Origin of the sequence: Nonomuraea sp. NPDC052116 (assembly GCF_040680035.1) — a bacterium.
GTDB classification, from domain to species: domain Bacteria; phylum Actinomycetota; class Actinomycetes; order Streptosporangiales; family Streptosporangiaceae; genus Nonomuraea; species Nonomuraea angiospora_A.
The window spans coordinates 195,743-208,900 of the sequence record NZ_JBFAWA010000017.1; the positions used below are offsets into that span (position 1 = coordinate 195,743).

The 13,158-nt window shown below is 68.9% G+C and carries 13 protein-coding genes; 5 read left to right on the top strand and 8 right to left on the bottom strand.

The features are described from left to right. Positions 1–26: 26 nt before the first annotated feature. Complete coding sequence (locus tag AB0L65_RS30750) at positions 27–737, top strand: hypothetical protein (protein ID WP_364252044.1); 711 nt, start codon at positions 27–29, stop codon at positions 735–737. A gap of 100 nt (positions 738–837) precedes the next feature. Here the strand turns inward: AB0L65_RS30750 and AB0L65_RS30755 are convergent, their stop codons facing one another. The 4 genes from AB0L65_RS30755 to AB0L65_RS30770 all read right to left on the bottom strand — a co-directional run bounded on the left by AB0L65_RS30755 (position 838) and on the right by AB0L65_RS30770 (position 4,197). Beyond that, positions 838–2,082, bottom strand: coding sequence for a hypothetical protein (locus AB0L65_RS30755; RefSeq protein WP_364252047.1), 1,245 nt, complete (start codon positions 2,080–2,082; stop codon positions 838–840). Positions 2,083–2,095: 13 nt separating this feature from the next. Then, a complete protein-coding gene (locus AB0L65_RS30760; protein WP_364252050.1) occupies positions 2,096–2,251 on the bottom strand; it encodes a hypothetical protein in 156 nt (51 codons plus the stop codon). Positions 2,252–2,406: 155 nt separating this feature from the next. Continuing rightward, entirely contained in the window at positions 2,407–3,006 is a 600-nt protein-coding gene (locus AB0L65_RS30765) for a Na+/H+ antiporter NhaA (protein WP_364252053.1), read from the bottom strand. A 93-nt stretch (positions 3,007–3,099) separates the two neighbouring features. Beyond that, on the bottom strand, positions 3,100–4,197 hold the full coding sequence (locus AB0L65_RS30770; RefSeq protein ID WP_364252056.1) for a LacI family DNA-binding transcriptional regulator: 1,098 nt from the start codon (positions 4,195–4,197) through the stop codon (positions 3,100–3,102). Here AB0L65_RS30770 and AB0L65_RS30775 point away from each other — a divergent pair. Both AB0L65_RS30775 and AB0L65_RS30780 read left to right on the top strand, forming a co-directional pair. Then, the gene (locus AB0L65_RS30775) at positions 4,166–5,395 is read left to right on the top strand and encodes an MFS transporter (RefSeq protein ID WP_364252059.1); all 1,230 of its coding nucleotides are present in this window, start codon (positions 4,166–4,168) and stop codon (positions 5,393–5,395) included. The two genes, AB0L65_RS30770 and AB0L65_RS30775, sit on opposite strands and share 32 nt — an antisense overlap. Beyond that, positions 5,392–5,994 carry a TetR/AcrR family transcriptional regulator gene (locus AB0L65_RS30780; protein ID WP_364252062.1) on the top strand — a complete coding sequence of 201 codons (603 nt, stop codon included), beginning with the start codon at positions 5,392–5,394 and terminating at the stop codon, positions 5,992–5,994. The genes AB0L65_RS30775 and AB0L65_RS30780 overlap by 4 nt, the downstream gene beginning before the upstream one ends. Before the next feature lie 21 nt (positions 5,995–6,015). Here AB0L65_RS30780 and AB0L65_RS30785 read toward each other — a convergent pair whose 3' ends face one another. The 4 genes from AB0L65_RS30785 to AB0L65_RS30800 form a co-directional block, all read right to left on the bottom strand. After that, on the bottom strand, positions 6,016–6,951 hold the full coding sequence (locus AB0L65_RS30785) for a methyltransferase (RefSeq protein ID WP_364252065.1): 936 nt from the start codon (positions 6,949–6,951) through the stop codon (positions 6,016–6,018). An 86-nt stretch (positions 6,952–7,037) separates the two neighbouring features. After that, the gene (locus AB0L65_RS30790) at positions 7,038–7,817 is read right to left on the bottom strand and encodes an ABC transporter permease (RefSeq protein WP_364252068.1); all 780 of its coding nucleotides are present in this window, start codon (positions 7,815–7,817) and stop codon (positions 7,038–7,040) included. After that, positions 7,814–8,524: an ABC transporter permease subunit gene (locus AB0L65_RS30795; protein WP_364252071.1), complete on the bottom strand. Its 711-nt coding sequence runs from the start codon at positions 8,522–8,524 to the stop codon at positions 7,814–7,816. Before AB0L65_RS30795 ends, AB0L65_RS30790 begins: the two co-directional genes overlap by 4 nt. 62 nt (positions 8,525–8,586) lie before the next feature. Further along, positions 8,587–9,705 carry an ABC transporter substrate-binding protein gene (locus tag AB0L65_RS30800; RefSeq protein WP_364252073.1) on the bottom strand — a complete coding sequence of 373 codons (1,119 nt, stop codon included), beginning with the start codon at positions 9,703–9,705 and terminating at the stop codon, positions 8,587–8,589. 275 nt (positions 9,706–9,980) lie between these two features. Here AB0L65_RS30800 and AB0L65_RS30805 point away from each other — a divergent pair, with 275 nt between their 5' ends. Together AB0L65_RS30805 and AB0L65_RS30810 are read left to right on the top strand one after the other, a co-directional pair. After that, positions 9,981–12,731 (top strand): nitrate- and nitrite sensing domain-containing protein, encoded by a 2,751-nt coding sequence (locus AB0L65_RS30805; protein ID WP_364252076.1) that lies wholly within the window; start codon positions 9,981–9,983, stop codon positions 12,729–12,731. Further along, entirely contained in the window at positions 12,728–13,153 is a 426-nt protein-coding gene (locus AB0L65_RS30810) for a roadblock/LC7 domain-containing protein (RefSeq protein ID WP_364252079.1), read from the top strand. Before AB0L65_RS30805 ends, AB0L65_RS30810 begins: the two co-directional genes overlap by 4 nt. Positions 13,154–13,158 lie beyond the last annotated feature (5 nt).

Genomic DNA, 13,158 nt, shown 5'->3' on the forward strand with positions numbered 1-13,158 from the left:
GAAAGCCTCGGAGGCTGGCGCTCAGCGTGCCACAGATCGTGGGAAGCGCGATGGCCGCGGTCACGGCGGCGGTCGCGGCGTCGTACCTGGGCGTCGCCGGCACGGTGATCGGCGCCGCCGTGATGAGCTTCGCCAGCACGGTGGCCACCGACGTTTACACGCACTATCTCAAGCGCACCGGCGACAAGGTCAGGCAGCATGCCGTGAGCGCGTGGCACGAGCGGACAGCCGAGGCGGGTGATGGCGCGGCGCGGCGGTCCGCGCGGGCCGGGGCACTTCTGAAGGCGTTGCCGTGGGCCAAGCTGGGTGTGGCGGCCGCGCTGGTGTTCTGCGTCAGCATGGGCGGCATCCTGACCTACCAGATGATCGTTGATCAGACGGTGGCCGACCAGGTGACCGGCAAGTCCCGGAAACGGGCCGAACCCCGCAAACCACCATCCAAGAAGAGCAGGCACGCCGGGTCCCCGGCCCCGGCGCCGTATCGGGAGTCAGTCACCTCGACGCCGACAGGCGCGTCTTCGTTCTCCACTCCTTCCACGTCACCGACCACCCGCACCCCCACGCCGGCACCCACCCTGACGCCGAAGCCGACGCAGAGCGTGCCGGAGCCGTCCGAGCCTTCCACTTCCGAAGGGACTCCCGACGTGACCAAGCAGCCCCCGGCGCCGGGTCAGGGTGGGCCCGCCGGCTCGCCCTCCGCCACGCCGCCGGGCACCGTGCACATAAAGCTCTTCTGAACGTGACGGGAGACCGGCTGCCGGACGAGCGACCAGAGGCACGTCCAGCGCCAGGCATCGGTGTGCGATCAGCGGAAGCAGGGTGGTCGTACTGTTCCTGTCAGCCGAGCCAGCTCGCGACCTGCGACTCGACCGCGGGGTACCAGCCGAGTTGGAGATGGTTGGCACCGGCGATCAGCGCGGTGCCGGCCACCGTACCGATGCCTACCTTGGACAGCGCACTGCTGACGAACACCACGCCGTCGCTGGGTCCACGGTTCTCGTTGTAGATGCCCACGACGCTGGGCGACCCGCCGGCCAGCAGGTACGTCGCCACCGACGCCGGCACGCCCGCCTGCTGGATTCGCGAGATCAGCGAGCCCGCGTTGATCGCGGCCTGGATGCCGGGCCCGGAGGTGTAGAAGCCCTGCCCGCCGTAGTACGTGGTGTACCAGTCCTGCTGCGTCTGGTCGATGCCGTAGGTGCCGTCGAAGCGCGCCAGCATCTGCCGCTGCCCGGGATAGCAGTCGAACCCGCCGGCGGGCACGAACGAGAACTCCGGATGGCTGGCGTAGATGCCGTAGCAGGTCATGTACGTGTGCGGCGCGGGGGAGTTGACGCTGCCGCCGCACTCCGGCCAGATCGAGAAGTCGTGCGCCCAGCCGTGCGCGAACGGATAGTCGTAGCCGGCGTTCGGGCCGCCGAGCGTGATCAGCTTGCGCACGTCGCCGACGTACGAACGGCCCCAGCTCGGCTTGACCGACGACACGTACATCCGCGCCGACATCTCACCCTTGCTCCAGCCCACCAGATCCACAGCGGACACACCGAGCTTGGCCTTGATGATCGCGATCGCGTCGCCGACCTCCTGGGCCTGCATCAGGTTGTCGCCTTCCTTGTGCGCGAACCCGATGGCGAAGACCCGGTATCCGGCGTTCGACAGGTGCTGCATCAGGCCGGTACTCGGGCAGCTTATGGCGCCGCAGCCGAAGCCGCCGGACTCGCCGGGATTGGCCCACGCCCGGTCCGGATTGTCGTTGGCGCCGTGGACCAGCAGCACCGGAGTGGTCTTGGGGTTGGTGTTCCAACCGGGTGCGTGGTACAGCAGGAACCGGCCGGAGAACGGCCGCTTGACGCCGCCGAAGAAGCTCAGCCGCTGGCCGTCCTGATCTCCGCGGCCGTCCGGCGGGTAGCTCTCTTGGGTGAACCCGGATGTGGTGTCCAGATACCGCTCCACCGCGGACCAACCGTTCGCGACGTTGGCGTACGTGGCTTCCAGCGTCAGGTACGAGGGGGTCGCGGCATGGGCCGCGGTCGGTACCAGCAGCGCGGTCAGCATCACCGCGACCGTCCATAAGCAACGCATTTGGGCCTCCTGTCTACGGGATTTCGGCGACCGCGGCGGCAACGCGCGCGGCGAGCAGGATCGTGGGATGGCGGATGTCGTCGACGGTGCGCGCCGGCATCCGGGAGCCGGGGCATGGCGGCGAGGCCGTGGAGGCCGGCAGGGCGGGCATGACGGTCGTGTCGGGCATGAGTGCTCCCTGAGTCGGTCGGCAACCCCGAGACCGCCCGCCATCGTCACTTGCGCGCCGCGGCCGTTCCAGTGCCGCCCGCCACACCTTTGCCGCACCGGACGTGTGCGTGCGGCACATCCGCGGAGGGCAGCCAGGGTGTCGCGGGCGAAGAGCTAGGGCCGCTGGTAGAGATCGGGGATCCCGTCATGGTCGGAGTCGGCGGTCTCGGACCGGTGGATGCGCCGGTAGACGCGGGCACGCAGCCGGAGGATCACCGTGGCCAGCAGGGCCGCGGCCAGAGAACCGGCCAGGACCGCGATCTTGACCCGCGCGTCGGCCGTCGGGATCGCCCACCCCCTGGCCGCCGTTCCGCCGGCGACCGCCAGATACACCAGTGCGGGCGCCACCACGCCGCCGACGGCCGCGGCCACCGGCACCACGGCCAGGCGCAGGTCACGCAGATCGCCGGCGACGAACTCCCGTTTCAGCTCCAGACCGGCCACGAAGAAGAAGATGGCCAGCAGCCCGTCCGCGGCCCAGGTGGCCAGGTCGAGGTTCAGGTGCAGCGCTGCGGGGCCGGCCTCGATGGCGCGCAGGTCCTGGTAGGTCTGCGCCCACGGCGAGTTGGCCCAGATCAGCGCGGTGAGCGCGGCGGCGAGCAGCAGCGCCCCGCCGATGGTTTCCTTGCGCAGGATGTCGGCGATGCGGCGCGCTTCGGGCCAGGTGCTCCGGTTGAACAGGCGGGGAACGCGCGTAGCGCTGGTGCCGGGCATGGAACTCCGCTCCTTCAGCAGCGGTCGGGTCGCTCACTTGCCGACCAGACTTCCCGGCACACCTATCAATAAAGTATCAGGACCCGTAAAGAGCTACATAACGGACTCTCGTCCGGCTGTGATGGTCCACGGGATCTCTTGGTCGTTCGGGTGGCCGGGGTCGAGTGCCAGGTGCGCGCAGCGGCGGCCTTGATCTCGCAGCGGGTTGGTGACGGACGTGATGCCGAGCCGGCGACCGGCTGGTGAGGCATCCCAGCCGAGGTAGGCGGCCTCCGGGTGAGTCTCCTGGAGGGCCTGGTGGGCTCCCAGGACGAGTTCGTCGCTCATGGCGATGATGAGCGCGGTGGGGGTGAGCTGGGGGGCGAGTTCTCGGGCTGCGGTGAGGCCGTCCTGTTGGGTGTTGCGGGCCACGACGGCGATCGGCGTGCTCGTCCAGTCGAGCCCGGCCTGTTCGACGGCGGTGCGGTAGCCACGCAGGCGGGCGTCGGTGACGGGGAAGGGCGCGCGTGGCGGCAGATCGGCGCCGGTCGTCACCATGTGCTCGCGGTTACGATCGAGCGGGAACGAGATCACGACGGGAGTACGGCTTTCGCGGAGTCCCTGGGAGGCGACCGCGAGCGCGGCCCGGTAGTCGTCCTGGGTGACGCACGCGATCCCCTGGCGCGGTGGGCCGCCCTGGATGACAGCGGGACGGGGGTCGTCGGCTACTGCCGCCAGCACCGGGTCGTCCTCTGCGGTGGTCCACAGCACGAAGCCGTCGACCGCCGCGGACAGCACGCGATCGGCATCGGCGGCATCGCCCCGCGTGGGGATGAACGTGAGGCCCCGGCCTTCCTCGACGCAGACCTCCGCGACCCCGGCCAGGAACTGCGCTGCTTGGGGATCGTCGAAGGCGTACGCCAGATGCTCGCTGAAGACCACCCCGATCTGATGCGTTCGACCGGATTTCAGCGCGCGGCCCACGGCGTCGGGGTGATAGCCCAGCTCGTCGGCGGCGCGGTGCACGCGTTCGCGGGTGGCGGTCGCGACCCGGGCAGGCCGGGTGAAGGCGTAGGAGGCGGTCATGGGTGACACCCCGGCACGAGCCGCCACATCTTTCAGTGTCACGCGTCTGCGGTCGGTTGGCACGGCACCATTGTAGTTGTGTAGCGTTACACATATGTCCACAGTGATCGCTCGCCCCGCGGGCATGTTTCGCGCGGCGCCGTTCCTCGGCTTCGCAGGGTTCGGCGCCTTCTGGGGTGTGTGGGGCGCCAGTCTGCCCCTGCTGCGAGCCCAAGCCGGTGTGAGCGATGCGGAGTTCGGCGTCGTACTGCTCTTCATCGGCGCCGGAGCTCTGCCCGCGATGTTGCTGGCCGGGCGGCTGGTTGACGCGCTCGGTCTGCGCGTCACCGGAGTGCTGCTCGCACTGCTGGGCGTCATGGGGGTCGTGCTCTCCGCCGCCGCGGTGAACTATGCCGCGTTGTGCGCCGGCATCCTGTTGATGGGAGCCAGTTCGGGAGCGGCCGATGTGGCGCTCAACACGCTGGCGGCGACGGTCGAGAAGCGAACCGGACGTCCTGTCGTGACCCGTTCGCACGCGGCGTTCTCCGCCATGGTCGCGGTTTCGAGCCTGGCCACCGGTGCGCTCACCGCGATCGCGGACAGCCTGCTGGTGAACTTCGCCGCGGGCGCGGTGGTGGTCGTGGCGCTCGGCCTGGCCGTCGTCACCACGACGCGACCGGCCCATGCCGATGACGACGCCGCCGCACCCGAGGGTGCCGCCACGGGTCCTGGTCGCATGTCGGGGTGGATCGCGCTGGTCACGGTCGGGGCGATCGGCGCGTTCGCGTTCGCGGCGGAGAACGCCTACCAGTCCTGGAGCGCCGTCCTGCTGACCGACGCGTTCACCGCCTCGCCGGCACTGGCCGCCGTCGCGCCGGCGGCGTTCGCCACGACGGCGGCACTGACCCGTTTCGCCACCGGCACGGTCACGTTGCGCCGCCCGATCGCCACGCTGGTCGTGGCAAGCGCGATCGCCACGGCCGGTGGCGTGCTGACGGCGTTCGCACCCACGCTGCCGCTCGCCCTGGGAGGCGTCATCGCCGCCGCCGTCGGCACTTCGGCGCTCTTTCCCACCCTGCTGTCCTACGGGCTTCGACCCGTTCCCGACGGGTCACGAGGACGCGCCACGTCCGCCATCTCCACGGTTGCCTATCTCGGCTACCTCGCCGGCCCGGCGTACTTCGGGCTGCTCGCCGATGTCACCGGGGTGCAGAGGACGTTCCTCGGTATCGCCGCACTCACCGCCGTGGTGCTGGCGGCGATCCCGGCGCTGCCGGCGCTCAAGCGAGCAGGAGGATGGCCGGCGCCGGGCCGAAGGCGCCGCCGAGCTGGTAGCACAGGGTGAGCAGGCTCACGGCGGTGGCCCGGTGCTCGTCCGGTACGACGGCGCCGGCGCGGGTCGCGTACCAGGCCATCGCCGCCGAGGCGGGGGTGTCCAAGCGCACGATCTACCGGCACTTCACCGACAAGGAGCAGCTCTTCCTGACCGTCGCGCTGGAGGGCGCCGACGAGGTCACCGCCGCGATCGCGCAGATCATGGACCGGCATCTGCACAAGATCGTGGATCTGGAGCGGGACCTCATCGACTTCTCCCTCGACAGGGTCGCCGCGGTCACCGCCTTCCCCGACCACTTCGCCCTGGTACGGGCCATCGAGGCGGAGGCGGCCCACATCCCGCCGCAGATCCTCCAGGCGTGGATCGCGGCGGGACCGCAGACCGGGCACCTGTGCCTCGCGCCGTACCTGCGCCAGATCGCCGAGCGCGGCCTGCTGCGGCTCGACGACGCCGACCTCGCCGCCGCCCACCTCACCCTGCTGACCATCACCGACGTGAACCAGCAGACGTTCTACGGCGCCGTCCCCCTTCCCCAGGAAGAGGTCGACCGGCTCGTCACCGCGGGCGTGCGGGCCTTCCTCCGTAGCTACGCTCCCACCTCCGCGTAGCACAAACCCTGAGGCGCCGGGTCAGATGGGCTTGGCCTCGAGGAGGCTCGCTCCCGCGCCCAGCTCCACAACCTCTCCCAGCTCCAGATCGGCCGAGGCGAAGAGCTTCGCGTACTCCTGTCGGCTCCGTTCCGAGCCGCCGTTGAAGATGGCCAGCATCCGCAGGTCCAGGTCCTTGCCCAGATGCGGCTCCGCGCCGTCGGGCAGCACCACTTCCAGGATCAGCACGCGCCCGCCGGGTTTCATGGCGTGCCGGACATTTCGCAGAATGCGCACGGCGTCGTCGTCGCCCCAATTGTGCAGGACGCTGGCAAGCAGGTAGACGTCCCCTCCCGAGGGCACCGAGTCGAAGAAGTTCCCGGCCACCACCTCGCACCGATCAGCCAGGTTCTCGGCGGCCAGCACGTCCCCGGCATGGGCCACCACGTGGTCGAGATCGAGGAGGATGCCCCGCATGCCGGGATTGGCGCGCAAGACCGTGGCCAGGATCGAGCCGCTGCCACCGGCGACGTCGACCATGGTGCCGACGCCGGTGAAGTCATAACGCGTGACCAGGCCCCGCGTGAAGGCGTCGGCCCTGGCGGTCATGTAGTCGTCGAAGATGTGGCTGATGTCGGGATGGCGGGCCAGGTGCTCGTAGAGCTCTCCGTACCTGGTGACGAACGCGGAGCTGCCCGCGCGTACCGTGTCCGGCAGTCTGCCCATGGCGTACCAGAAGCTCTCCTCGCCCAGCATGCGCATGGAGGAGCGGATCGAGCCGGGGAGGTCCGAGCGGAGCGCCGAGCCCTCCTCGGTGAGGGCGTACCGGTCGGCGCCGGACGGACGGACGACTCCGATGCCCGCCAGCTCGCGCAGGACCCGGCGGAGCGAGGGAGCGTGCGCGCCGCACCGTGCGGCGAGCTCTTCGGTGTCGAGCGGCCCATGCGCGAGCTGATCGGCCACGCCGAGCTCCGCCATGGTCAAGAGTGCAGCGAATCGGGAGATACCGGAAACCGCTTCCCAGAGGAGCTTGTCGGATGACGGCATGTGTCCTTTTCCAGAAGTCATGGCGTACGGTTCGCCTGCCTGTGCCAGATCAGCAGCCGGCGCTCCGCGAGCACGAACAGCGCGTTGACGATGTAACCGAGAATGCCCAGCAGGGCGATCGTCGCCCAGACACCGGGTGTGTCGAAGCTCCGCTGCGCCACCAGCAGTTGGTAGCCGATGCCGTTCGTGCTGCCGAACACCTCGGAGATCACCATGAGGATCAGCGCGAGGGACAGGCTCAGTCGCAGGCCCGCGAAGATCTTGGGCGAGGCGGCGGGGATGACGATCCGGCATAGCCGCTGCGGTCTCGACAGCCCGAAGACCGTGGCGGTCTCGGTGTAGGTGCGGTCGACGTTCCTGGCTCCGTCGATCGAATTGAGCAGTACGGGCCAGATCACGCCGGAGACGATCGCGGCGAGCTGCATGGCCAGGCCGGCCTGGAACAGCGCCAGGAACAGCGGCAGCAGCAGGGGCGGCGGAACGGCACGACCGAACTCGATCAGCGCGTCCACGTAGTCGGCCGCGACCCGCGAGCGTCCCAGTGCCACGCCGGCCAGCACTCCGATGAACGCGGCCAGCAACCAGCCGGAGAACATGCGCCCCATGCTGGGCAGGATGTTGTCCACGGCGTCGTCGGTGAGGAACAGGCGCGCGGCCGGGCCTGAGAACCACAGCTCGTGCATGCGGGCGACGATGCCCGTGGGCGGTGGGAAGTCGGTGTCTCCGAGCCGTCGCGTGACGAGCTCCCAGGCGGCGATGACAGGGAGGATCACCAGGACCCCGGCAAGTGATCTCACGTCTGCGCCGCACCCGTCCGCGCCAGGTGCCAGCCGAACAGACGGCGCTCGGCCGCCCGCAGCGAGGCGTTGGCCAGCAGGCCGAACATGCCGGCCCACAGCGTGGCCGCCATGACGAGGTCGGTCCTGTTTCCGCTGGCCGCCTGGATGACGAAGACGCCCAGGCCCCCGGTTCCCCCGGCGAACAGCTCGGCGCTGACGGCGATGATCAGCGCGACCCCGGAGGCGATCCGGACACCGGTCGCGACGAAAGGCGCGGCGCTGGGCAGGCTCACTCTGCCGAGCACGGCCAGCGGCCCGAATCCGAAGCTACGCAGCGAATCCTTCGCCAGCGGGTCGACGTCGTGCATGCCGTACAACGTGTTGAACAGGATCGGCCAGACGGACGCGTACACGATGACGCCGACCTTCATCAGGCCGTCCACCGGGATCAGCAGGATCGCCAGCGGGATGACCGCGACCGAGGGAATGGGCCGCAGAAACTCCAGTACGGGCCGGGCGGCGCGCTCCAACGGGGCCAGCGCGCCGAGCAGGACGCCTGCCGGGACCGCCACCGCCACCGCCACCAGCAGGCCGAGTGCCCAGTTCGTGAGCGTCGTGAGCGCTCCCAACAGGAAGTCTCCGTCGACCGCCAGCCGCACGGCCTCCATCAGGATGGCGGAGGGCGCGGGGAAGATCACGCCGTCGCCCAGCCCGAACCGGATCACCAGCTCTCCCGCGACGAGGAACCCCGCAACGCCTGCGACGCTGCGGAATGACCGCGAATGACTCATCCGTCCGACGGCGTCGCGATGACCGACTTCACGTCGATCGGACTCTCGAGGTACTTGTACTCAAGCATGAGGTCGGCGACTTTTTGCAGCCTGTTGGCGCTCAGCGCGCTCGGGAAGGTGCCCAGGGTGATGACCGAAGCGGTCTTCGCATCGATCTTCGTGTACTTGGGCAGGATCGCCTCGATCTCCTTACGGTCGTTCGACGCGAGTTCTTGCGCCTTGGCGATGGCTCGCTGAAAGGCGGCCAGCGTCTTCGGGTTCTTTTTGACCCAGTCGTCGGAGGCCATCCAGCCTGCGATCGGCAGGTCCTCGGTCTGCCCCGTCATGGTGTCGGCGATCTTGCGGAAGCCCAGCTTGCTCTGGTTGGCGGTGATGAACGGCTCGGTGATCCAGGCGGCGTCGGCCTGTCCGGCCTGGAGCGCGTTGCCCATGTCGGGGAAGGGCTTCTCGGCGAATTTGACGTCGTTCTCGGTGAGACCGGCCACCTTCAGCTGGGTCGTGACGGCCAGCGTGGCGATGTTCCGGAAGTTGTTGACCAGGACGGTCTTGCCCTTGAGATCCGCGACGGTCTTGATCGGCGAATCCTTCGGGACCATGATGTTGTAGGCGTTCGGACCGGCCTGGTACATGTCCGCGACCAGCTTGAACTTCTCACCCTTGCTCACCGCCAGGAAGGTCGAGACGTAGTTGGTCTGGGTGATGTCCAGCTGACCGTTCTTGATCTGCGGAAGGGCCGCGGCGCCGCCGACGATGGCGACCGGCTCGACCGTCAGGCCCTCTTGTTTGAAAAAGCCCTTGTTGATGGCGATGTAGAGGGAGACGGGGTCGGGAATCGGCATGGCGCCGACCCTGATGGTGGCCTTCTCCAGGCCGTTGCCGCCCGAGCCGGCCGACTGGCCGTTTCCGCCGCAGCCGGTGAATAACAGGGTGGCGGTAACGCCGAGCACGAGAGTGCGACGGCGCACTTTGCAGGTCATTTGAGGTTCTCCTAACACAGGAAGCCTCCGGTGATCGGCACCGGGGCACCGAGCGTGAAGATTACCGAAGGCGAGATCGATGCTGAAGCGCGACGGATGACGTTTCTCTTGGATTTCTCTGCAAATGAATTGCGTCACCAGCGCTAACAGTGGGTGTGGCGCCGAATGATCCGATGCTCCTGGGATCGAACTGCCGAGTTACTGTGTGTGATGTTTGCAGAGACGTGCAAATGTTGATTTATCTAGTACCTTGATTGGCGTTGGCCAGCTAATGGGGTTTGTGGTCGAATTGCGCCGGAGCTTGCCCGTGCTCGGTCAGTGGCGCCGGAGCTTGCCCGCGTTCAGTCAGCGACGTGGCTGAAGTCTCCCGAGGCAGGCCGTCCGGGGGACGCTTGCCATCGGTAAGGACAAAGATGACCCAAGTTGGTCGTGCCGGCGTTCCCGTTCTGCAGGAACGGTTCGTGGCCGACGAGAAGTCACCGGAGCAGGCGTCGGTGGAGCAGGTTCCCGCTCACGGGAACCCGATGGCGTTGCGGAACTGGCGGGTGCGAACCCGCCTCATCACGCTTATCGCCATTCCGACCCTGGTGGCCGTGGTCCTGGGCGCGCTGCGGGTCGGCATATCGATCAGCAGCGCGGAGCAGAATCAGCGCATCAGCAATGTGGGCTCCTTGGTGGCGCAGCTCGGCGAGCTGTCCCGCGAAATGGCACTCGAGCGAGACCTTTCCGCGTACTATGTCGCCTCCGACAGGGAATCGGCGCAGCTGGAGCGGCTCACGGCCCAGCGGCGGATCGTCGATTCCAGCGTGCAGCGTACGAACGCGACGGCCACGGAGGTCGACGACTCGCTGTCCGATCTCGGTCGCAGGAAGCTGGCCGTCGTCCGCACCAGGCTGACCCAGCTCTCCTCGCTGCGCGCCACCGTGTCCGGGCCGAACGCGCAACTGCCGCCGCTCCCGACGATGGAGAAGTACTCCGAGGCCATCGCGGAGATGCTGCAACTGTATGACGAGGTGGCGCAGGGCTCGACGGACGAGCAGCTGATCTCCACCAGCGCCGCGATGCGAGCCGTCGCCCGATCGGAGGAGGAGGCCGCCAAGCTGCGCGGCCTGCTGACGATCGCGCTTGTCAAAGGCTCGTTCGAAGAGCCCGAGCGCAAGGCTTTCCTCGACGCCCGCTCCAACCGCGAGAGCGAACGCGCCTCGTTCCGCGCCGTGGCCACGCTGGCGCAGCGGCAGTTCCACGACAACACGGTCGCCAGCGTGGAGGTCGGCCGGGGCGAGTTCTACATCAACAGGGCCGTGTTCCTCGCCAACGCCGGCCTGCCCCTGCGGCGGCTCGACACCTCGACGTCCAATGACGTCACCCTGTGGTTCAACGCCATCAGCGACACCGTCGACCGGCTGCACACCGTTCAGCGGGCGTTGCTGGAGCAGGTCGGCACCCGAAGCGCCGACATTCAGTCCAGCGACCGGTCCGCGGCCACGCTCAACATCATCATCCTCGCCGTGCTGCTGCTCCTGGTCCTCGCCATCACCGCGGTCATGGCCCGCTCGCTCGTCCGGCCGCTCAGGCGGTTGCGCAGGGACGCGCTCATGATCGCCAGCCAGCGGCTCCCCGAGCTCGTGCGGCAGCTGCGCAACAGCGAGGTCGACACGAAGGCGATACACGTGCCGCCGATCGCCATCTCCTCCAAGGACGAGATCGGCGAAGTGGCGCGGGCGTTCGACGAGGTCCACCGTGAGGCGGTCCGGCTGGCGGGCGAGGAGGCCCGCCTGCGCGCCAATGTCAACGCGATGTTCGTGAACCTGTCGCGGCGCAGCCAGACGCTGGTGGAGCGGCAGATCACCCTCATCGACGGTCTGGAGCAGGGGGAGCAGGACGAGCAGCGGCTCGGCAACCTGTTCAGGCTGGACCACCTGGCCACCCGTATGCGGCGTAACAGCGAGAACCTGCTGGTTCTCGCCGGCCAGGAGACGCCACGCCGCTGGAGCAAGCCCGTCAAGCTGGTCGACGTCGCGCGCGCCTCCCTGTCGGAGGTCGAGAACTACGAGCGGGTCATCCTCCAGGTGCCCGACGGCGTCGCCGTGGCCGGCCAGGCCGTCAACGACGTCATCCACCTGCTCGCCGAGCTGGTGGAGAACGCGTTGTCGTTCTCGCCGCAGGAGACCCAGGTGACGGTGTCGGGCAGCAGGATCGACGGGGGCGGCATGATGCTGTCGATCACCGACTCCGGCATCGGCATGACCCCGGACGAGCTCACCCTGGCCAACGAGCGCCTCATCGACGCTCCCACCGTGGACGTGTCGGTGTCGCGGCGCATGGGCCTGTTCGTGGTCGCGCGTCTGGCCCACCGCCATGGCGTCCGGGTGCAGTTGCGCCCGCACGAATCCGGAGGGCTCACCGCGATGATCCTCATGCCCGAGGGGATGCTCGCCGCGCAGGCGCCCAGCTATCCCGGCGGCTCCGCCGAGGCTGTCCCCACCCCGCCGCAGTGGGGCTCGTTCCAGATGGGTCCGGCCCATCCTTCGTACCCGTCCCACCCGTCCGGCGCCTGGCTCACGCCGTCCGAGAGGCCGGGGGGATCCGGCGGCCGGCCGTCCGCCGACACCGGCTCGTACGCCGTCGCCGACCCATGGGCGCCGCCGAGGAGGCCGCACGACCTGCCGAGCCAGGACACGATCTTCCCCAGGCGTCCCAACCTGGGGCTGCGCGGCGGCATGGACGACGCGCCGCAGCGGCCGTCCGGCTATGACTTCCCCGACACGGCGTCGGCGTCCACCGGTCCCATCCCGGCCGCCAAAGCGGCCTCGGACGAGTATCTGCCGATCTACGCCTCGATCGAGTCGGCGTGGTTCGAGCAGGGAGTCAGCTGGGGCGCGGCCGACGCCGGATGGAACGCCGCCAAAGCCGCCGCCGTGGAGCCGGTGCGCGACGGCGAGACCTCGACCGGGCTGCCCAAGCGGGTGCCCAAGGCCAACCTGGTGCCCGGCTCGGCCACCACGGCCTCCACGCCCAAAGATGTCCCGCCGATGCCGTCCGTCTCGGCGGACCGGGTACGCAGCCGCCTGTCCAGCTTCCAGCAGGGGTACCGGTCCGCTCGCGACGACATCAGCATGGGCAGGGCCGCCCCTGACCCGAAGCACAGAGGACAGGGCGCATGAACGACGTGAGCTACATGGCGTACGAGGTCGACTGGCTGATCAGCGAATTCGTCGGCATCGTTCCAGGAGTCGTCCACGTCGTTCTCTTCTCCGCCGACGGCCTGCCGTTGGCGACGTCCTCGGGCTTCCCCGTCGACCGGGCCGGCCGGCTGGCCGCGATCACCTCTGGGCTGGCCGGCCTGTCGGTGGCCGCGTCCTGCGCCCTCGACGGCGGCGGGGTCGTTCTGAGCATGGTGGAGATGCAGAACGGCATGATGCTGACCACCATGTCGATCGGCGAAAGCGCTTGCCTGGCCGTGCTCTCCGAGCCCGACTGCGACGCGGCGCTGGTCGCCTACCACATGACGCTCATGGGGGACCGTGCGGGTCAGGTGCTGACTCCCGCCGTACGCGAACATCTGCGCGCCAGCCAGATCAGGTGATGCGG

Bases quoted from the DNA above. Each gene is read 5' to 3' on its own strand.
- AB0L65_RS30755 (WP_364252047.1), bottom strand. From the start codon at position 2,082: ATGCGTTGCTTATGGACGGTCGCGGTGATGCTGACCGCGCTGCTGGTA.
- AB0L65_RS30760 (WP_364252050.1), bottom strand. From the start codon at position 2,251: ATGCCCGACACGACCGTCATGCCCGCCCTGCCGGCCTCCACGGCCTCG.
- AB0L65_RS30765 (WP_364252053.1), bottom strand. From the start codon at position 3,006: ATGCCCGGCACCAGCGCTACGCGCGTTCCCCGCCTGTTCAACCGGAGC.
- AB0L65_RS30775 (WP_364252059.1), top strand. From the start codon at position 4,166: ATGTCCACAGTGATCGCTCGCCCCGCGGGCATGTTTCGCGCGGCGCCG.
- AB0L65_RS30770 (WP_364252056.1), bottom strand. From the start codon at position 4,197: ATGCCCGCGGGGCGAGCGATCACTGTGGACATATGTGTAACGCTACAC.
- AB0L65_RS30785 (WP_364252065.1), bottom strand. From the start codon at position 6,951: ATGGCGGAGCTCGGCGTGGCCGATCAGCTCGCGCATGGGCCGCTCGAC.
- AB0L65_RS30805 (WP_364252076.1), top strand. From the start codon at position 9,981: ATGACCCAAGTTGGTCGTGCCGGCGTTCCCGTTCTGCAGGAACGGTTC.
- AB0L65_RS30810 (WP_364252079.1), top strand. From the start codon at position 12,728: ATGAACGACGTGAGCTACATGGCGTACGAGGTCGACTGGCTGATCAGC.